The organism is Anaerostipes sp. CAG:276, from assembly GCF_000432215.1.
GTDB classification, from domain to species: Bacteria; Bacillota; Clostridia; order Lachnospirales; family Lachnospiraceae; genus Anaerostipes; species Anaerostipes caccae.
This window is the reverse complement of the sequence record NZ_FR889178.1, coordinates 103,579-120,731: the sequence shown is the minus strand read 5'-3', so window position 1 is coordinate 120,731 and position 17,153 is coordinate 103,579. Positions and strand designations below refer to the sequence as shown.

Annotated in this window: 18 protein-coding genes; 13 read left to right on the top strand and 5 right to left on the bottom strand. The window is 45.1% G+C overall.

Annotated elements, in window-relative coordinates; genetic code table 11:
• Positions 1-116 precede the first annotated feature (116 nt).
• Together QVP35_RS03880 and QVP35_RS03875 are read right to left on the bottom strand one after the other, a co-directional pair.
• Positions 117-572, bottom strand: a complete 456-nt coding sequence (locus QVP35_RS03880) for a GNAT family N-acetyltransferase (protein WP_022260814.1) — start codon at positions 570-572, stop codon at positions 117-119.
• 31 nt (positions 573-603) lie between these two features.
• Positions 604-969, bottom strand: coding sequence for a hypothetical protein (locus QVP35_RS03875; RefSeq protein WP_009290422.1), 366 nt, complete (start codon positions 967-969; stop codon positions 604-606).
• A 236-nt stretch (positions 970-1,205) separates the two neighbouring features.
• On the opposite strand from QVP35_RS03875, the gene QVP35_RS03870 reads away from it, so the two are divergent.
• The 13 genes from QVP35_RS03870 to QVP35_RS03810 all read left to right on the top strand — a co-directional run bounded on the left by QVP35_RS03870 (position 1,206) and on the right by QVP35_RS03810 (position 13,761).
• Positions 1,206-1,625 (top strand): hypothetical protein, encoded by a 420-nt coding sequence (locus QVP35_RS03870; protein ID WP_006568978.1) that lies wholly within the window; start codon positions 1,206-1,208, stop codon positions 1,623-1,625.
• Positions 1,626-1,697: 72 nt separating this feature from the next.
• Positions 1,698-2,936: a GTPase HflX gene (gene hflX / locus QVP35_RS03865; RefSeq protein ID WP_009290423.1), complete on the top strand. Its 1,239-nt coding sequence runs from the start codon at positions 1,698-1,700 to the stop codon at positions 2,934-2,936.
• Positions 2,937-2,944: 8 nt separating this feature from the next.
• Positions 2,945-3,439 (top strand): CAT RNA binding domain-containing protein, encoded by a 495-nt coding sequence (locus QVP35_RS03860; RefSeq protein ID WP_009290424.1) that lies wholly within the window; start codon positions 2,945-2,947, stop codon positions 3,437-3,439.
• Positions 3,440-3,644: 205 nt separating this feature from the next.
• Complete coding sequence (locus QVP35_RS03855) at positions 3,645-3,908, top strand: HPr family phosphocarrier protein (protein WP_006568975.1); 264 nt, start codon at positions 3,645-3,647, stop codon at positions 3,906-3,908.
• Positions 3,909-3,941: 33 nt separating this feature from the next.
• A complete protein-coding gene (gene ptsP, locus QVP35_RS03850) occupies positions 3,942-5,651 on the top strand; it encodes a phosphoenolpyruvate--protein phosphotransferase (protein WP_009290425.1) in 1,710 nt (569 codons plus the stop codon).
• Between the two features lie 203 nt (positions 5,652-5,854).
• Entirely contained in the window at positions 5,855-6,076 is a 222-nt protein-coding gene (locus QVP35_RS03845; protein WP_006568972.1) for a zinc ribbon domain-containing protein, read from the top strand.
• 8 nt (positions 6,077-6,084) lie between these two features.
• Positions 6,085-6,981: an SPL family radical SAM protein gene (locus QVP35_RS03840; protein WP_325058593.1), complete on the top strand. Its 897-nt coding sequence runs from the start codon at positions 6,085-6,087 to the stop codon at positions 6,979-6,981.
• Between the two features lie 12 nt (positions 6,982-6,993).
• Positions 6,994-7,746, top strand: coding sequence for a copper homeostasis protein CutC (locus tag QVP35_RS03835; protein WP_009290427.1), 753 nt, complete (start codon positions 6,994-6,996; stop codon positions 7,744-7,746).
• Between the two features lie 101 nt (positions 7,747-7,847).
• Positions 7,848-8,432, top strand: a complete 585-nt coding sequence (locus QVP35_RS03830) for a TVP38/TMEM64 family protein (protein ID WP_009290428.1) — start codon at positions 7,848-7,850, stop codon at positions 8,430-8,432.
• Between the two features lie 149 nt (positions 8,433-8,581).
• Positions 8,582-9,769: a [FeFe] hydrogenase H-cluster maturation GTPase HydF gene (hydF, locus tag QVP35_RS03825; RefSeq protein WP_009290429.1), complete on the top strand. Its 1,188-nt coding sequence runs from the start codon at positions 8,582-8,584 to the stop codon at positions 9,767-9,769.
• Between the two features lie 77 nt (positions 9,770-9,846).
• Positions 9,847-11,307, top strand: a complete 1,461-nt coding sequence (gene gltX / locus QVP35_RS03820; protein ID WP_009290430.1) for a glutamate--tRNA ligase — start codon at positions 9,847-9,849, stop codon at positions 11,305-11,307.
• Positions 11,304-13,160: an ATP-dependent helicase gene (locus QVP35_RS03815; RefSeq protein WP_009290431.1), complete on the top strand. Its 1,857-nt coding sequence runs from the start codon at positions 11,304-11,306 to the stop codon at positions 13,158-13,160. The genes gltX and QVP35_RS03815 overlap by 4 nt, the downstream gene beginning before the upstream one ends.
• Position 13,161: 1 nt before the next feature.
• Complete coding sequence (locus QVP35_RS03810; protein ID WP_009290432.1) at positions 13,162-13,761, top strand: DUF1653 domain-containing protein; 600 nt, start codon at positions 13,162-13,164, stop codon at positions 13,759-13,761.
• Positions 13,762-13,799: 38 nt separating this feature from the next.
• Here QVP35_RS03810 and QVP35_RS03805 read toward each other — a convergent pair whose 3' ends face one another.
• The 3 genes from QVP35_RS03805 to QVP35_RS03795 form a co-directional block, all read right to left on the bottom strand.
• Positions 13,800-15,068 carry an HlyC/CorC family transporter gene (locus tag QVP35_RS03805; RefSeq protein ID WP_022260813.1) on the bottom strand — a complete coding sequence of 423 codons (1,269 nt, stop codon included), beginning with the start codon at positions 15,066-15,068 and terminating at the stop codon, positions 13,800-13,802.
• Between the two features lie 289 nt (positions 15,069-15,357).
• On the bottom strand, positions 15,358-15,978 hold the full coding sequence (locus tag QVP35_RS03800; protein WP_009290434.1) for a response regulator transcription factor: 621 nt from the start codon (positions 15,976-15,978) through the stop codon (positions 15,358-15,360).
• Positions 15,975-17,063, bottom strand: a complete 1,089-nt coding sequence (locus QVP35_RS03795) for a sensor histidine kinase (RefSeq protein WP_009290435.1) — start codon at positions 17,061-17,063, stop codon at positions 15,975-15,977. The genes QVP35_RS03800 and QVP35_RS03795 overlap by 4 nt, the downstream gene beginning before the upstream one ends.
• Positions 17,064-17,153: the final 90 nt, after the last annotated feature.

The following is a 17,153-nucleotide window of genomic DNA, read 5'->3' as shown; positions in this document are numbered from 1 at the left end:
TGGCAAGCCAGAGATCTTCTTATGTACACGGTGTGACCATCAATGTAGCCGGTGGAAAGACCAGAGGATAAGAATAAAACACAAAAGTTGTATTACATAAGAAAGGTACTGCATGTTTAACGTGCAGTACCTTTTAATTTCATATACAAAAGCGGGTAAGGATTGCCCTGTTCGTCATGATCGGTTCGTTTACAGACCTGAAAGCCCATGTGTTCATAAAAGCCCCTGGCGAGCGGATTTTGTTCATTGACAGCCAGCTCATTGATGGAATAGTTTTCGATCCCATATTGAATTAACTTTTTTCCCAGGCCTTTTCCTCTTTCTTCCGGTGAAAGAAACAGCATTTCGAGTACTTGATTTTCCAGTCCCATAAATGCAACAGGACAGTTATTTTCGTCTTCTGCAATAATCAAATGAGAAATATTTTTTAATGCTTCCGGAACATATCTTTTAATATTTGATATTTCGTCAGCTGACAAAAAAAGATGTGTTTTTTTAACAGAATCCTCCCACACTTTTAACAGCTGTTCTATCAGCAATGGAGTTCTTTCTTTTACTTCAGTAATTCTCATATTTTCCCCCGTATAATATCTGATTTTTATTTTAATGTTTGTTTCTGATTATAACATGGAATGCAGCGGCGTAACCGCCGAGATAAAGAAAATATACCAGAAAATAATAATCCATAGTTCCTGCCGGATCATGTCTGATAGTATACAGCCAAAGGAGCACCGGAAGGATGATGCCGGCAATACATATGATATGTATGACATGGTTTTCTGTCTCAGCAGCGATATGTCTGCTGAAAAGGCTCAGCAGGACTCCGAGCAGTACAAAAAATATGCATTTTAGAATAAAAGGCTGCATGGTCATATCCGGACGATACAGCACCTGTTCTTCTGCCACGGTGATACCGTATGCCATTAGGTAGGAAACGGCAGGTGCCGCAAATATCAAAACTTTTTTCATAAGAGAGCTCCTTTCCTATATTCTGCATGTACTGCCGAAAATATATACTGTCTACATTATAAAAGAATTGGTATTCTATAACAATAGCAACGGGAAAATGTAAGAACATGTAAATGAATTGTAAATATTGAAGTTATACTGCAACAGTTCTGAAACTGCTGTGATTTGTATTGTTATTTTATTTTGTCTATTTTATAATCATTAAGACAAGCAACAGCAGTACAGGGAGGTAATATATGCTGATGGAAATTGCGGTAGGAGTGATCATTGTCATTGGAATACTGGGGTTCATCGGATATTCTTATATGATAAAACAGCAGTCAGATGAGGTGCGGAAGCTCTATGAGGATTTTAAAAAAACATACGGAAAAGAATATCAGATTGGCTTCGGCCTGTGTAAAGGTACTGTTTTTAACAAAGAATATATTGTGATCCTTGCTGCAGATAAGGAAAAGAAAGTCGTGGATGCGGTGACGGCGGAAGGCTCCGGCATGGAATGGACCCATGGAACGGCGTCCGAGTATATTGGCATGGATATCGCAAAATACAAAAAAGAGCAGGAAGAAAAGAAAAAACGGCAGACGTTATATCAAAAAAGCGAACCGGAGGTATCACCGAAGGAAAAAGCATTCATCACTGCAGTCAGGAATCTTTGAGTTGGCATGCAGCTCAAAGAAAAAAGCCTGCCTGCTTTGTTTATGAAGGATAGTGTCAGGAAAGGGAGATAGATGGAAGAAATATTGGAACAGAAAAAAGAGAGAGTAATCCTTGTTGGAGTCGCTCTCGGGGATAGTCAGGAAGCGGAGGAATCTCTGGAAGAACTGAAAGAACTTGCAGAGACCGCAGGAGCCGAAGTGGCGGGCTCTATTATACAGGCCAGAGAGCAGATTCACTCGGGGACCTATGTAGGAAAAGGAAAGATCGAGGAGATCCGGGATCTTTTGTTTGAGACAGAGGCAGACGGCATTGTCTGCGACGATGAGCTTTCGCCGGCTCAGCTTGCCAATCTGTCTCAGACCCTGGATATTAAGGTCATGGACCGGACTCTGGTGATCCTTGATATCTTTGCAAAACGTGCACAGACAAAAGAGGGAAAGATCCAGGTGGAATTGGCCCAGCTCCGTTACCGGGCTACAAAGCTTACCGGCAAAGGAGTCAGTCTTTCCAGACTGGGAGGCGGAATCGGCACAAGGGGGCCGGGAGAGAAAAAGCTGGAGATGGACCGGCGGCTGATCCGCACGAGAATTTCACATTTAAAAACAGAACTGGCAGGTGTTATAAAACACAGAGAGGTACAGCGGAAACAGAGACAGAAAAATCACACTCCGGTGGTCTGTATCGTCGGCTACACCAATGCCGGGAAATCCACACTTTTAAATCATTTTACGGACGCGGGTGTCCTGGAGGAAGATCAGCTGTTTGCCACTCTGGATCCGACGACAAAGAGTGTGGAACTGAACAGCGGGCAGACGGTGCTCATGACAGACACGGTAGGATTTATCAGAAAACTGCCGCATCATCTGGTGGACGCGTTTAAAAGTACGCTGGAAGAGGCAAAGTACAGTGACATCATCCTTCACGTAGTGGACTGCTCCAATCCATTTATGGAACAGCAGATGGAAGCGGTCTATGAAACTCTCGGACAGCTGGGAATCAAAGACACACCGGTGATCACGGCCTTTAATAAAATTGACAGGACCGGTAAAAATTCTCTTCTAAAAGATGTCCGCGCAGATGAGACTGTAAAAATATCTGCAAAAGAGGGAACGGGAACTTCAGATCTTCTGAGAGTGATCGAGGATGTGCTGAAAAAGCAGAAAATCTATCTGGAAAAAAAATACGGCTACGATGAAGCCGGAAAGATACAGGCCATCAGAACTCATGGACAGCTTTTGAAAGAAGAATACCGTGAGGATGGAATTTATGTGGAGGCTTATATACCAAAAGAAATACTAGGCATGGTGTAGGAGGATGTATGATTATACAGAAAGTGATCAACAATAATGTAGTCAGCACTTTTGACATGAACAACCACGAAGTCATTTTGATGGGAAAAGGCATAGGATTCCGGAAAAAAGCAGGGGATGAACTCGACAAGACAAAGATCGAGAAAATTTTTACCCTGGATCAGCGGGAAAAAAGTCCTTTTATCCAGGAAGTGCTCGCTATTATCCAGGAGTTTTATGAGATCAGTTTCAATGCAGAGCTGCCGGCCTATCAAAGATTTATTACGCATCTGGAATATCTGGAAAACAGCATTAAATCCGGAGAGTCACATTCTGTGGAAGATGAAGAGGATGATGTGGAATTCTACGAGAGAAACCAGAAAAAATATCCGGAGGCTTATATATGCAGCCAGAAAATTGTCGAGCACATTGAAGGTCATTACGGCTACACCCTGTCCGTAGATGAAAAAATGTACCTGATCATCTATGTAAAACGGCTGATCCTGGAAGCCGGCATCCAATAGGAATTTGTTGTGGTTCCAGTTGACATTTGGACGGGTTTTTGATAAGATTTAGACATTGAATATTGGATTGTGACTGGTAATGCAGGCAAGACCTTTTTGATAGATGTAAGCTGAGATTCGCGCATTTATTAAGGGGTCTTTTTGTTTTTTTCAGCTCAGTCCGTCATTTATTAACTAAAATTTACAGAATGAAGGAGATTTTATTATGGTATCTAAGAAGTTTGTAATTGAAAACGAGCAGGGATTACACATGAGACCAGCAGGAGTTTTAGCAAAGGCAGTAACAAAGTTTGAATCTGATGTCACCATCGTTTTCGAAGACAAGAAGATCAATGCTAAGAGTCTTCTGAACATTATCGGAGCATGTATCAAATGTGGTTCAGAGATTGAACTTGTATGTGAAGGTCCTGATGAGGAAGCAGCTTTAGCGCATGCGACAGAATTAATTGAATCTGGTTTAGGTGAATAATTAATCTCATTTTACAAAGGGGACAGGTGGCATATGTATAAAGGTATTGGAGCATCTGCGGGAATCGGCATCGGAAAAGTTGTTGTGATCAAGGAACAGAGCCTGGATTACAAAAAGGAGACAATCACAGACGCCGAAGCAGAAAAGAAAAGATTAAGCGAAGCGATCGAAGTGTTCATCGATAAGACAGCCAAGATGGTGGAAGCCATGAAGGTGACTGCCGGAGAACAGGAATCTGAGATTTTAGAGGGACATATCCTCATGATTCAGGACCCTGCGATCAAAGAGCAGATCGATGCCAAGATCGATGACGAAAAGATCAATGCGGAAGCTGCCGTCGAGGAAGCATGTGATTTCTTTGCACAGATTTTTGCCATGGCTGAAGATGAATTGACCCAACAGAGAGCATCTGACTTAGGAGATATCAAAACAAGATTAATCAAGATCTTATTAGGGATCGAGGAAGTAGATATCAGTGCTGTTCCGGAAGGAACTGTTCTGGTTGCAGAAGATCTGACTCCGTCTATGACTGCCGGCATTAATCCGGCCAACGTAGAAGGCGTACTGACAGAGATCGGAGGAAAAACATCTCACTCTGCGATTATCTGCCGTTCTATGGAGATTCCTGCGGTACTTAGTGTTGAGAATATCGTTTCCATCGTCAAAGATGGGGATGTTGTCGTATTAGACGGAGCGACAGGAGAAGCCTATGTAAATCCTGAAGATTCTGTTCTGGAAGATTACAAGGCTAAGAAAGCAGCATATCTGGAAGAGAAAGCGGCTCTGTCCAAGTTTATCGGACAGGCGTCACAGACTGCTGACGGACATGTGGTTGAACTGGTTGCCAATATCGGCGGTCCGGATGAGGCTGCAAAAGTTGTGGAGTGTGACGGGGAAGGTGTGGGATTATTCCGTACCGAGTTCTTATTTATGGACCGCGACAGCGTACCTACCGAAGAAGAACAGTTCAAAGCATATAAAACAGTTGCAGAAACTTTGGAAGGAAAACCTGTTATTATCCGTACTCTGGATATCGGAGGAGACAAGGCACTTCCTTACCTCGGATTAGAGACAGAGGAAAACCCGTTTCTTGGCTTCCGTGCAGTGCGTTTCTGCCTGAAACGTCCTGACATTTACAGACCTCAGCTGAGAGCTTTGCTGAGAGCCAGTGCATTCGGAAAGATCCGCATCATGGTTCCGCTTGTAACATGTGTGGACGAACTCCGCGCTGTGAAGGCCCTTCTTGAAGAAATCAAAGGCGAATTAGACGCAGAAGGCATCGCATATAACAAAGACGTAGAAGTCGGCGTTATGATGGAAACTGCCGCTGCAAGCCTAATTGCCGACATTCTCGCAAAAGAAGCCGACTTCTTTAGCATCGGTACCAACGACCTGACAGGATACACGATGGCGGCTGACAGAGGAAACTCTGACGTAGCTTATCTGTACTCAGCATATAATCCGGCAGTGCTCCGTTCTATCAAGAACATTATCGGCGCTGCAAATGCAGAGGGTATCATGGCTGGTATGTGCGGTGAAGCTGCCAGCGATCCGCTGCTCGTACCGGTACTTCTTGCATTCGGGCTGAATGAATTCTCTGTAAGTGCAACTGCGATCCTTGCCACAAGAAAAGTCATGTCCTTATGGACGATGGATGAAGCAAAAGCTTTGGCAGAGGAAGTTATGCAGCTGACAACAGAAGCAGAAGTAAAAGCTTTATTGGAAGAAAGAGCCAGAAGCTAAGGCTTTATAATGTATGATAGACTCTCAGGAGATATGATCTGTATTCGGACATATCTTCTGAGAGTTTTCTTATTTCAGAGGGAAGGTCATAGACTTCCCTCTGAAATAAAAGCGCTCCGCGGGTTGTTCTTTACGGGAACCTGTTTTTTTACTATAATAGATAGTAAGAACTCATTAGAAAAGCTTTGAAGGGAGCATTAATTATGGATCAGAATATAGAGAGAAGACAGTTCGTCTGTCCCAAGTGCGGATGCAATTCCTATGAACACGATCAGTTTCAGGCCACTGGAGGAAACTTTGCAAAGATTTTTGATGTACAGAATAAAAAGTTTATTACGATCAGCTGCACACGCTGCGGATTTACCGAGTTATATAAGAGCCAGACTTCAGAGGGCATGAATATTCTGGACTTTCTCATGGGATGACCGGAAAAGTGCAGGAGAACAAATACAGAGAGATTCAATGTTCCGCGGCCTGCAACCGGGTCCGCGGAAGATTTCCCTATCACTGGGATTTAAATATATACAGGGGCTGTGCCCACCGCTGCCAGTATTGTTTCGCTCTTTATTCCCACCAATATATGGAGTCAGATGATTTCTACCGTGAGATTTTTGTTAAGACGAACATTGCAGAGCGGCTGGAACGCCAGTTAAAAAGCAGGAACTGGGACCATCAGGTCATCAATCTGGGAGGCGTGACAGACAATTACCAGCCGGCAGAGGAGCAGTACAGGATCATGCCGGAGCTTTTAAAGCTTTTGATCCGATTTGAGAATCCGGCTATCATTTCTACAAAATCTGATTTAATATTGAGAGACTATGACCTGATCGATCAGTTATCCAGAGTAGCCTATGTAAATATTGCGGCGACGGTCACCACAATGGACGAAGACATAAGGAGTGTGTTGGAACCGGGAGGGGTTTCTTCCTCACGGAGGTTTGATGTACTCAGTGAATTCCGGAAGACGAATGCGTCCACGGGTGTTCATATGATGCCTGTCATTCCATACATTACAAGCGTCAGGGAGAATCTGGAGGCTGTATTTTCTGAGACGAAACAGAGGGATATCCACTATCTGATCACATCAAATTTAAATTTGAAGGGCCCCACACGTGCAGTGTTTTTCAACTTTGTGAGAGAAGAATTTCCACAGTATGAACATCCTCTGACCAGACTGTTCAGCTACGGCAAAGAATATAAGGAATATAAAAGTGAATTGTTTCAAATGATTTCAGAAGTCCGCACTAAGTATAATGTTAAAGCAGATTTTGGCAGCATCATAAAAGAAAAAAATGCACAGTTTGAGGCAGAGCAGCTGTCATTTTTCTAGGAGGTAATGACTATGGGAGAGATTATGTTGGAATGTTGTGTGGACTCATTCGAGTCTGCCAGGACCGCAAAAGAGGCAGGGGCAAAGAGGCTGGAACTCTGCGGTGACTTGATGATCGGCGGGACCACACCCAGCCCTAAATTATTGGAAATGATCAAGATGCGCCTCGACATCCCGGTCCATGTACTCGTCCGGCCAAGATTCGGAGATTTTTTATACAGTGATGAGGAGTTTTCGCTCATGAGAAGTGAAATTCATCATTTCCGGGAACTTGGGGCAGATGGTGTGGTATTCGGATGCCTTACAAAAGACGGGAGGCTGGATATGAGACGCATGGAAAGCCTGATGCAGAAGACGATGGGGATGTCTGTCACGCTCAACAGAGCATTTGATATGTGTGTAAATCCTTATGAGGCAATGATTCAGGCTATTGAACTGGGCATTGACACCGTACTCACTTCCGGGCAGAAAAACTGCTGTACCGATGGAAAGGAACTGCTGAAGAATCTTTTGGAAGTGGCAGGAAAAGATATCACAGTGATGGTCGGGTCAGGAGTTAACGCAGCTGTGATTGAAGAATTTTTAAGAGAAGCTCCTTTTGAGGCGTTTCACATGTCAGGAAAGAAAACGGTTCAGAGTGAGATGGAATACCGCAAACCGGATGTCAGTATGGGACTGCCGATGATGAGCGAGTATGAGCGCTTCGTTACGGATGCGGAGGAAGTTAAAAAGGCCGCAGCAGTGATAGAAAAGTATCATTCATAATTGGTCCGGTATAATTGTAAGAATTTTGTTATGTTTTTGTCTGCCGGATTTCAGAACTGTCCGCTATGATAGAGATAGTAAAAGAAAGGCGGTGTCAGTTTATGAGCAGACAAGCAGTAAAAAAAGCGACAAATTTCACAACTCTGGTGTTGATCGGAGCGTTGATTATATTTTCGGTTTACGGTTATCAAAAAGGGATTTTTACAAGCAGGGATCAGTTGGAACTGTTTATCCGGCAGAGCAGCTTTTGGGGACCGCTTCTGTTTATTGTGATTCAGATTGCGCAGGTTGTCATAGCGGTGATTCCGGGAGGACTGACCTGTCTGGCAGGAGTCGTCTTTTTCGGACCCTGGTATGGATTTTTATACAGCGCTGTCGGGATTATCATTGGTTCCTGCATTAATTTTTACCTGGCAAGACGATACGGAGAGAAATTCATCAGGCTTTTTGTAAGTGATGAGACATATGAAAAGACAAAGAAAAAGTTTTTGACAGGAAAAAAGTTTGATGTTGTGTTTACAGCGGCGATCCTTCTTCCGTGTGCACCGGATGATGTGCTTTGCATGCTGGCGGGACTAACGGATATGTCCTGGAGAAAGTTTTTAACAATTCTTTTTCTGGGGAGGCCGGTTACGATCGTAGTTTACAGTCTGGGAGGTGCCATGCTCCCGATGCTGCTGCGGTAGGCGTAAAATCAATAAAGATATAAGACAGTGGGCGGGACAGCATCAGGCTGTTCTGCCTTTTATCGCTTTTGTTCTATTGATTCGGGCCATCCGGTAGTATATACTGAAAAAGAAATCAGCCGACGAAGAAAAGATAAAGGAGACAGACGATGGGTTTAAACGAGACGCCGAGAGGAGACAGAATTCATATTGCATTGTTTGGAAGGAGAAATGCAGGAAAATCCAGCATAGTCAACGCATTGACCGGTCAGGAGCTGGCGATTGTTTCAGATGTGAAAGGCACGACCACAGATCCGGTCTTCAAGGCCATGGAACTTCTGCCTCTGGGACCGGTTGTTATGATCGATACCCCCGGCCTGGATGACGAGGGAGAGCTGGGAGAAAAGAGGGTGAAAAAGGCGAAAGAAGTGCTGAGAAAGACAGACATCGCTCTGGTGATCGCGGATGCGGAAACGGGGATTACAGAGTTTGAGCAGGGAATTCTTGATCTGATCAGGGAGAGAAAGCTGCCCTACCTGATCGTATATAACAAGACGGATCTTGCAGGCAGAGTCAGGGCAGAAGATAACGATCATGCCTGCTTTGTCAGCGCGGTAACTAAAGAAGGCATCTTTGGGCTGAAAGAAGCCATAGGAAAGCTTCTCCCAGAAGAAGAACAGCCAAGACAGATCGTGGGCGATCTGATCTCGCCGGGAGACTTTGTAGTTCTTGTCGTGCCTATCGACTCGGCGGCTCCAAAGGGGCGGCTCATACTGCCCCAGCAGCAGACAATCCGGGATATTCTGGAGCACAATGCCTGCTCTGTTGCAGTCAAAGAATCTGAACTGGAGCAGACACTTAAAGATCTGGGGAAAAAGCCGGCTCTGGTTATCACAGACTCTCAGGCATTTGAACAGGTGGCTGCCATCGTACCGGAGGATATTCCTCTGACTTCTTTCTCGATCCTTTTCGCCAGATACAAGGGGGATCTTATGGAGGAAGTGGAGGGGGCAAGGGCCGCCGGGCATCTAAAGGACGGCTCCAGGGTCCTGATCGCGGAAGGCTGCACCCATCACCGCCAGTGCGACGATATCGGAACGGTCAAAATACCCCGATGGCTTACGGAATATACAGGAAAACAGCTCGTTTTTGAAACGTCCAGCGGGAGTGCATTTCCGGAAGACTTAAGCGGCTACGATTTGATCGTCCACTGTGGGGGATGTATGCTGAATCCGAAAGAGATGAAGCACAGAATTGCCTCCTCTGTAAAAGCGGAAGTACCCATTGTAAACTATGGTGTCCTGATTGCCGCCATGAAGGGAATTCTAAACAGGAGTCTTCAGCCTCTCGGACTCTAAAATCCGGAGGGAGTCTTGACCGGAGGCGGGGTTCTTGAGATAATAGACAAGATAACGAAAGAAAGGATTTGAAACAGATGAGTAAAGTTAGAACCAGATTTGCCCCGAGCCCTACGGGAAGAATGCATGTAGGGAATTTAAGAACAGCATTATATGCTTACCTGATCGCAAAACATGAAGGCGGAGATTTTCTGCTCCGCATAGAAGATACAGACCAGGAGCGCCTCGTAGAGGGAGCCGTCGATATTATTTACAATACCCTTGCAAAAGCAGGACTTGTCCATGATGAAGGGCCGGATAAGGACGGCGGATGCGGTCCTTATGTCCAGAGCGAGAGGCAGTCAGCAGGCATCTATATGGATTATGCAAAGAAGCTGATCGACAAGGGAGAGGCTTATTACTGTTTCTGTGACGAGGAGAGGCTTTCCAGCCTGAAGGTAAAATCCGGAGATGTGGTGGTCAGCCATTATGACAAACACTGCCTGAATCTGAGCAGCGAGGAAGTGGAAGAAAAACTGAAAGCCGGTATCCCGTATGTGATTCGTCAGAATAATCCTACCGAGGGCACCACGACGTTCGCAGATGAAATTTACGGTGAGATTACGGTGGAAAATATGGAACTGGACGATATGATCCTGATCAAGTCCGACGGATATCCTACCTATAACTTTGCAAATGTAGTAGATGACCATTTGATGGGAATCACTCATGTGGTCCGGGGAAATGAATATCTGTCATCTACGCCGAAATATAACAGGCTCTATGATGCATTCGGATGGGAGAAACCGGTCTATGTACACTGCCCGCTCATCACGGATGAGGAACACAAGAAGCTGAGCAAACGGAGCGGACATTCTTCTTTCGAGGATCTGCTGGAGGCAGGATATCTGCCGGAGACGATCGTAAACTTCGTGGCTCTGCTCGGATGGAGTCCGGGAGGGGAAAGAGAGATCTTTACGCTGAAAGAACTGGAAGAGGCTTTTGACTATCATCATATGTCCAAGACTCCGGCTGTTTTTGATATGACGAAACTTGCATGGATGAACGGGGAATATATCAAGGCTATGGACGATGAGAGATTCCGGGAGATGGCTATGCCGTATGTGAAGGAAGTGCTCACAAGAGATGTGGATACTGATAAAATCCTCTCTATGGTCAAGACACGGATCGAGCTGTTCACAGAGATTAAGGACCATATTGATTTCTTTGAAAATGTGCCGGAATATGACAGTGCCATGTACCAGCATAAAAAGATGAAGACAACAAGAGAGTCTGCGCTGGAAGTGCTGAAAGAAATCGTGCCGGTATTTGAAGCCCAGGAAGATTTCAGCAACGATGCCCTCTATCAGACACTGATTGGATTTGCAAAGAGCCACGAGGTCAAAAACGGCTATGTCATGTGGCCGGTCCGCACGGCTGTGTCAGGCAAGCAGATGACTCCCGGCGGGGCATCTGAACTTATGGAGATTCTGGGGAAAGAGGAGTCTGTAAAAAGACTTCGTGCGGCTGTTGATAAATTAGAGGCTGAGCTTTCATGACAGAATGGAATGAGGCCCAGACAAAGGCCATCACTCACAAAGACGGCCCAATGATGGTCCTTGCCGGCCCGGGATCCGGGAAAACTACGGTTATCACAGAACGGACAAAATATCTGATCGAACACTGCGGGGTAAACCCCTCCAATATCCTGGTCATCACCTTTACAAAGGCAGCGGCAGCTGAGATGAAGGAACGTTTTTTGAAACTGGCAGGGAGATCCCTGCCAGTTTCTTTCGGTACCTTTCACGCAGTCTTTTTTACAATCTTAAAGCATGCGTACAGCTTTCGGGCGGGGTGTATTCTGCCGGAACATAAAAAGTATGATCTTCTCCGTGAAATTATCATGGACCGGGATCTGGAAACAGGAGACGAACCGGATTTCCTGCGTTCTCTGATCAGTGAGATCAGTCTCGTAAAAGGGCAGCTTCTTTCGATGGACTATTATCACAGCCAAAGCTGTGCGGACAGTGTATTTCAGCTGATTTACAAGCAATACAATGAAAAACTGCGGAAAAACCAGTGGATGGACTTTGATGATATCTTAGTCTATACGTACAGCCTTTTAAAGGAGAGAGAAGACCTGCTTGCTGCCTGGCAGAATAAGTTTCAATATATTCTGATCGACGAATTTCAGGATATCAGCCCGATCCAGTATGAGATCATAAAGATGCTGGCTACGCCCAGAAACAATCTGTTTATTGTGGGAGATGACGACCAGTCGATTTACCGGTTCAGGGGAGCAAAACCGGAGATCATGCTCGGATTCCCCAAAGATTATAAAGATTCCGAGAAGATCCAGCTGGATGTCAACTATCGTTCCAGCCCTGAGATCGTGGAGGCATCCCAGAAAGTGATCCGTGTTAATAAAAAGAGGTTTGACAAAGAGATAAGATCCTGCCGGGACAGAGAAGTTCCAATAGAGCTCAGGACGTTTAAAAATCAGCAGGAAGAATGCACCTATGTGGCAAAAAGGCTCAGGGACGAATACGAAAAGGGCCATCCCTATGAAGAGTCATCGATCTTGGTCAGGACCAACCTGGGAGCCAGGACGATGCTTGGAAAGCTCATGGAATATAACATCCCGTTCACGGTGAAAGATGGGATTCCAAGTCTGTTTGAGCATTGGATCGCAAGAGACATCATAGATTATATGAGGATGGCGCTCGGTGACCGGAGACGGAGCACCTTTTTGAGAATCATGAATAGGCCCAAGCGTTATATCAGCAGAGAATATATAGACCAGCCGGAGATATCCTTTGAGGATTTGAAGGAGAAGACAAGAGACAAGGAATGGCTTTATGATTATATCGATGAGCTGGAGGAAGATCTGAGACTTTTAAAGGATATGACGCCGTTTCTTGCGGTCACCTACATAAGAAAGTCTGTCGGGTACAATGCATTTTTGTCAGAATATGCAAGAATACGAAAACTGAAGGAGGAAGAACTTACCGATGTGCTGGAGGAACTTCAGGAGACTGCCAGAGGATATGACACTTATGAAGAGTGGTTTGATTTCATGAGACGCTATACAGAGGAGCTGAAGGCACAGTCCGAGAGCAGGAATCAGGGGAAACAGGGAGTTGTCATAAGCACGCTTCACAGTGCAAAAGGGCTGGAATACGAGAGAGTGTTTCTCATTGATGTCAATGACGGGGTAATTCCATATAAAAAGGCTGTGAAGACAGAAGAATTGGAGGAAGAGCGGCGGATGTTTTACGTGGGAATGACCAGGGCAAAGAAATATCTGCATGTCTTTTCTGTGGAGAAGATGTATAATAAAGACAGTAAAGTGTCGGATTTTATCCTTCCTTTAGAGGGGAAGAGGAGAAAGCAGCAGAAGGGAGCGCAGTGATATGAAACAGAGGGCAGTACCCAGGCCTGGGGATTTTTATAAACATTTTAAAGATAAATTGTATCAGATCATAACAGTGGCCGAACATTCAGAGACCGGAGAGGCACTTGTCATTTACCAGGCTTTGTACGGAGAATATAAAACCTATGCCAGACCGATGTCTATGTTTCTGAGCGAAGTGGACCATGAAAAATATCCGGGAGTCAGCGCAAAATACAGGTTTGAACGCGTGGATGTTAAAACGTATCAGAACATTACAGATCTCCACCAGATCAGCGATATTTTAGAAAGGCACAGAGAGATGCCAAAACCGGAGCCGAAAGCACCGGAACCGCTTCCGGAAAAAGAGATGCCAAAGCCAGAGGAACACCGTCAGGAAAAAGAACAGCAGGATCTTCTGATCCGTTTCCTGGATGCTGAGAGCAATGAGGAACGCCTGGAACTGCTTCGGAGAAATGAAGACAAGATCTCTGAGACAGTATTGGATTCCATTGGCCTTTCCATGGACTTTCCGTTAAACAGTGATGACCGGGGAAAGAAGTTGCGTGAGCTGGAAGGCTTTATCAAGACGAAGATGAAGTATGAGAAGACAAGAAGATAAAAAAGAGGGAAAGCATGTGTAATCTGCTTTCCCTTTTGTTATCTCTGCGGAGTTTTTCTGATGATCTGAATCAGTTCCAATCTGTTTTTTTCGACTTTACGTACTTTGAAATCAAAGGACGCATCCGAAGCGGTCTCTCCCTCAGATGGCAGATGATCCAACAGTTCTATTACATAGCCGCCGACCGAATCGTAGTCTTCGGACTCGATCTCCGTGTCGATCAAATCGTTTAAATCGTCGAGCTTTAAGGACGCATTGACGAGATAGGAACCGTCCTCGAGCTCCTGGAAGCTTTCTGACTCACTCTCGTCGTACTCGTCCCGGATCTCTCCCACCAGTTCTTCTAAAATATCTTCCAGCGTGATCAGACCGGCTGTAATCCCGTACTCATCCAAAACGATGGAGAAACTGACATTTTCCTGCTGCATCTGAGTTAAAAGGCTGGATATCTTCTGGGTTTCATAAGTGAAAAACGGTTTTCTTAACACGTCTCTGATATGAAAAATTTCTCCGCGGTGCTGTGTGCGGTAGAAATAAATATCTTTTAAATAGACAATTCCAATGACCTTGTCCTTGGTCTCCTCATATACCGGAAGGCGGGAATACTGTGTTGCCATAAACAGCTCCATCACCTCGTCGTAAGAAGCGTCGGCAGATACAAACGTAATATCGATCCTCGGGATCATAATGTCCTTGGCGATGGAGTCTTTAAAATCAAAGACATTATAAATCATCTCTTTTTCATCTTTTTCGATGACACCGTCTTCATGGCTGGCGTCTACGATTGTTCTCAGCTCCCTCTCTGTCATGACCTGTTTGGACTGCTTTGCATCGATCCGCAGCAGCATCAGGAGGCCTGTGGAGAGCTTATTGATGACGATCACTACCGGGGTCAGGACTTTGGTCACATAGTAGATGACGGGTCCGAACCGCAGTGCAAGGTTCGTATTCTTGATCGTCGCATAAGTCTTCGGAGTGATCTCACCGAAGATCAGGACGAGAATCGTAAGAACACCGGTTGCGATCCCTGCTCCGGCACTTCCGAAAACATCAATGGCTAATGTAGTGGCCAGAGATGTGGCAGAGATATTTACAAGGTTATTTCCGATCAGGATGCTGCTGAGCATGGATGCAGGGTTTTCGATCAGCTGAAGTACTCTTTTGGCTTGTCTGTTGCCGTCCTCCACTAAAGCGCGGATGGTATGAACGTTGACTGTCGTAAGCGCAGTCTCCGACGACGAGAAGAATGCCGACAGAGCTAGTAAGATAATTAAGATACATAATCTTAATATGACACTGGGGTCCAAATAAAATCCCTCCTAATTGATGTGGTTTATAGTGTGAGTTTTTCACTGCCTCCAGTTGGCTCCGGAGAGACTTCCTGGCAGTGATGAAGAAAAAAGCCGCAGGATGGCACCTTTTAAATGAGCAGGGGCCTTCTCAGGCAGATATTTATTCATTTTACAGATAATTGGAGTGAGGCATTCTATGAGCCGAACGAAAATCATCTGTAAAACGTCTGTGGTTACGATAATTTTACTAGCCAAGCGGGGAAGTGTCAAGTTTTGCCTTACAGGACGTCTTTCTTAAAGGCGGCTATTTATGCTGATAGTAAAAAACGGCAAGCTGTGTCCGGTCTCTGAGCTCCAGTTTTTCAAGGATGACACTCAGATAATTTCTTATGGTTCCCTCGCTTAAAAACAGACATTCAGAAATTTCTTTATTGCTCATTCCTTTGGCGATGTATTCGATCAGGCGCAGCTCTTTTTCGCTGATGCCGTAGTCAGAATAGGAAAAATGCTGTTTGTTTGAGAGCAGATCCGGAATTTTTGAGATGATCTCATTTCCGAAAACGTTCTGACCGTTTTCCACAGCGTGGAGGGCAGGCAGGATGCTCTCGAAGTCCTGTTTCAGGATGTAGCCTTTTGCACCGATATTGAGGGCGTCGATGATATATTCATCGTCAGAGAATGTCGTCAGGAACAGGATTTTAGAATCCGGATGTTTTCGGCGGATTTCTCTTGCGGCTTCGATGCCGTTCATGCCGTTCATTCGGATATCCATTAACAGAACATCCGGATGATGTGATTCATATAAAGAGACAGCCTCAGAGCCGCTTGATCCCAGGGCCTGCACATGGACATCGCCGGATGTCTCTAAAATTGTTTTCAAAGATGCCGACACAAGCTTGTCGTCGTCGACGATAATGATCTTCATGATTTACCTCCCGGCTGATAAGATGCCGTATTGCGCGGAACAGTGATAAATATTTTAAAACCGCGTTCAAATGTAATGTTGATAGTGCCGTGAAAAGATTCGATCCGTTCTTTCATATTGAGAAGGCCCATCCCGGAGGAATAAGATTTCGGCGCCGTGGACCCGTCGTCTTCAAACAGCAGCTGATAAAACGACGGATGTTCCCTGAGCACAAGACGGATCCGTGATGCGTCGCTGTGTTTTGCAGTATTTGTAAATGCTTCTTTTATGATCGCGGCAAAGCAGAACTGAAGGTTTTGAGGAGGAGGCTCGGATATATCATAGTCCAGATCTACGGTGTACTCCGGATACCCGTGTATGATCTCGGCGACAGAGTCACGAAGACTCACAGATGACTCCTGAAGCCCGTGCACGCTGGTGCGTATGCTGTCCATGGCCGTATTCAAAGTCTTATGCAGTTCGGACAGAGGAGCAGACAGGCTGCTGTCATGATTCAGAGCTTTTAGGGCACCCAGCTGCAGGATCGAGCGGGAAAGCATATGCCCTACGTTGTCATGGATCTCTCTGGCAATTCGATTTCTCTCTTTCAGGGTTGCAAGGTGTACTTCCGTCTCTTGTTTTTCCATCAGATACTGGTTCTTTTTATTCAATAAAAGATTCAGTTCCATACTGTCATCTCTCAGTTTTTTAAACTCCTCCCTCATCTTCTCAAGCTTTTGGGTACGAACGGCCAGAAAAAGAGAAAGCAGCAGACTGAGCATCAAATCGATGCGAAGGAAAAAAGGACGGTCCATGAAAAAAGGCACGGACGCCACAATTAAAATAGCACCGGAGAATTTTTGTCTGGTCCGGGTACAGTTGTAACAAAACAGAGGAAGAAAAATACTGAAAACCGGAAGGAAAAGACAGAGAACTCCGTAGAAACCTGAGACTGCAAAAGACAGTTTTTCTTCATTTTTAAGGGAAAGAAAACAGGAGGCCGTAAAAGCAGTCAAAAAAGCAATGACAGGCATGGTTCCAGACTCCCTTGAAAGAAGGGGCAAAATAAAAAGCAGCAAAACAAATTTATCAATAAGTACAGACATAAACCCCACCCTTCCCGAAATTACTTTAAGTATACCTTATTATGCATAAAATGTCATGACAAATGTCACTTCCGCTCCTGACACAAGACA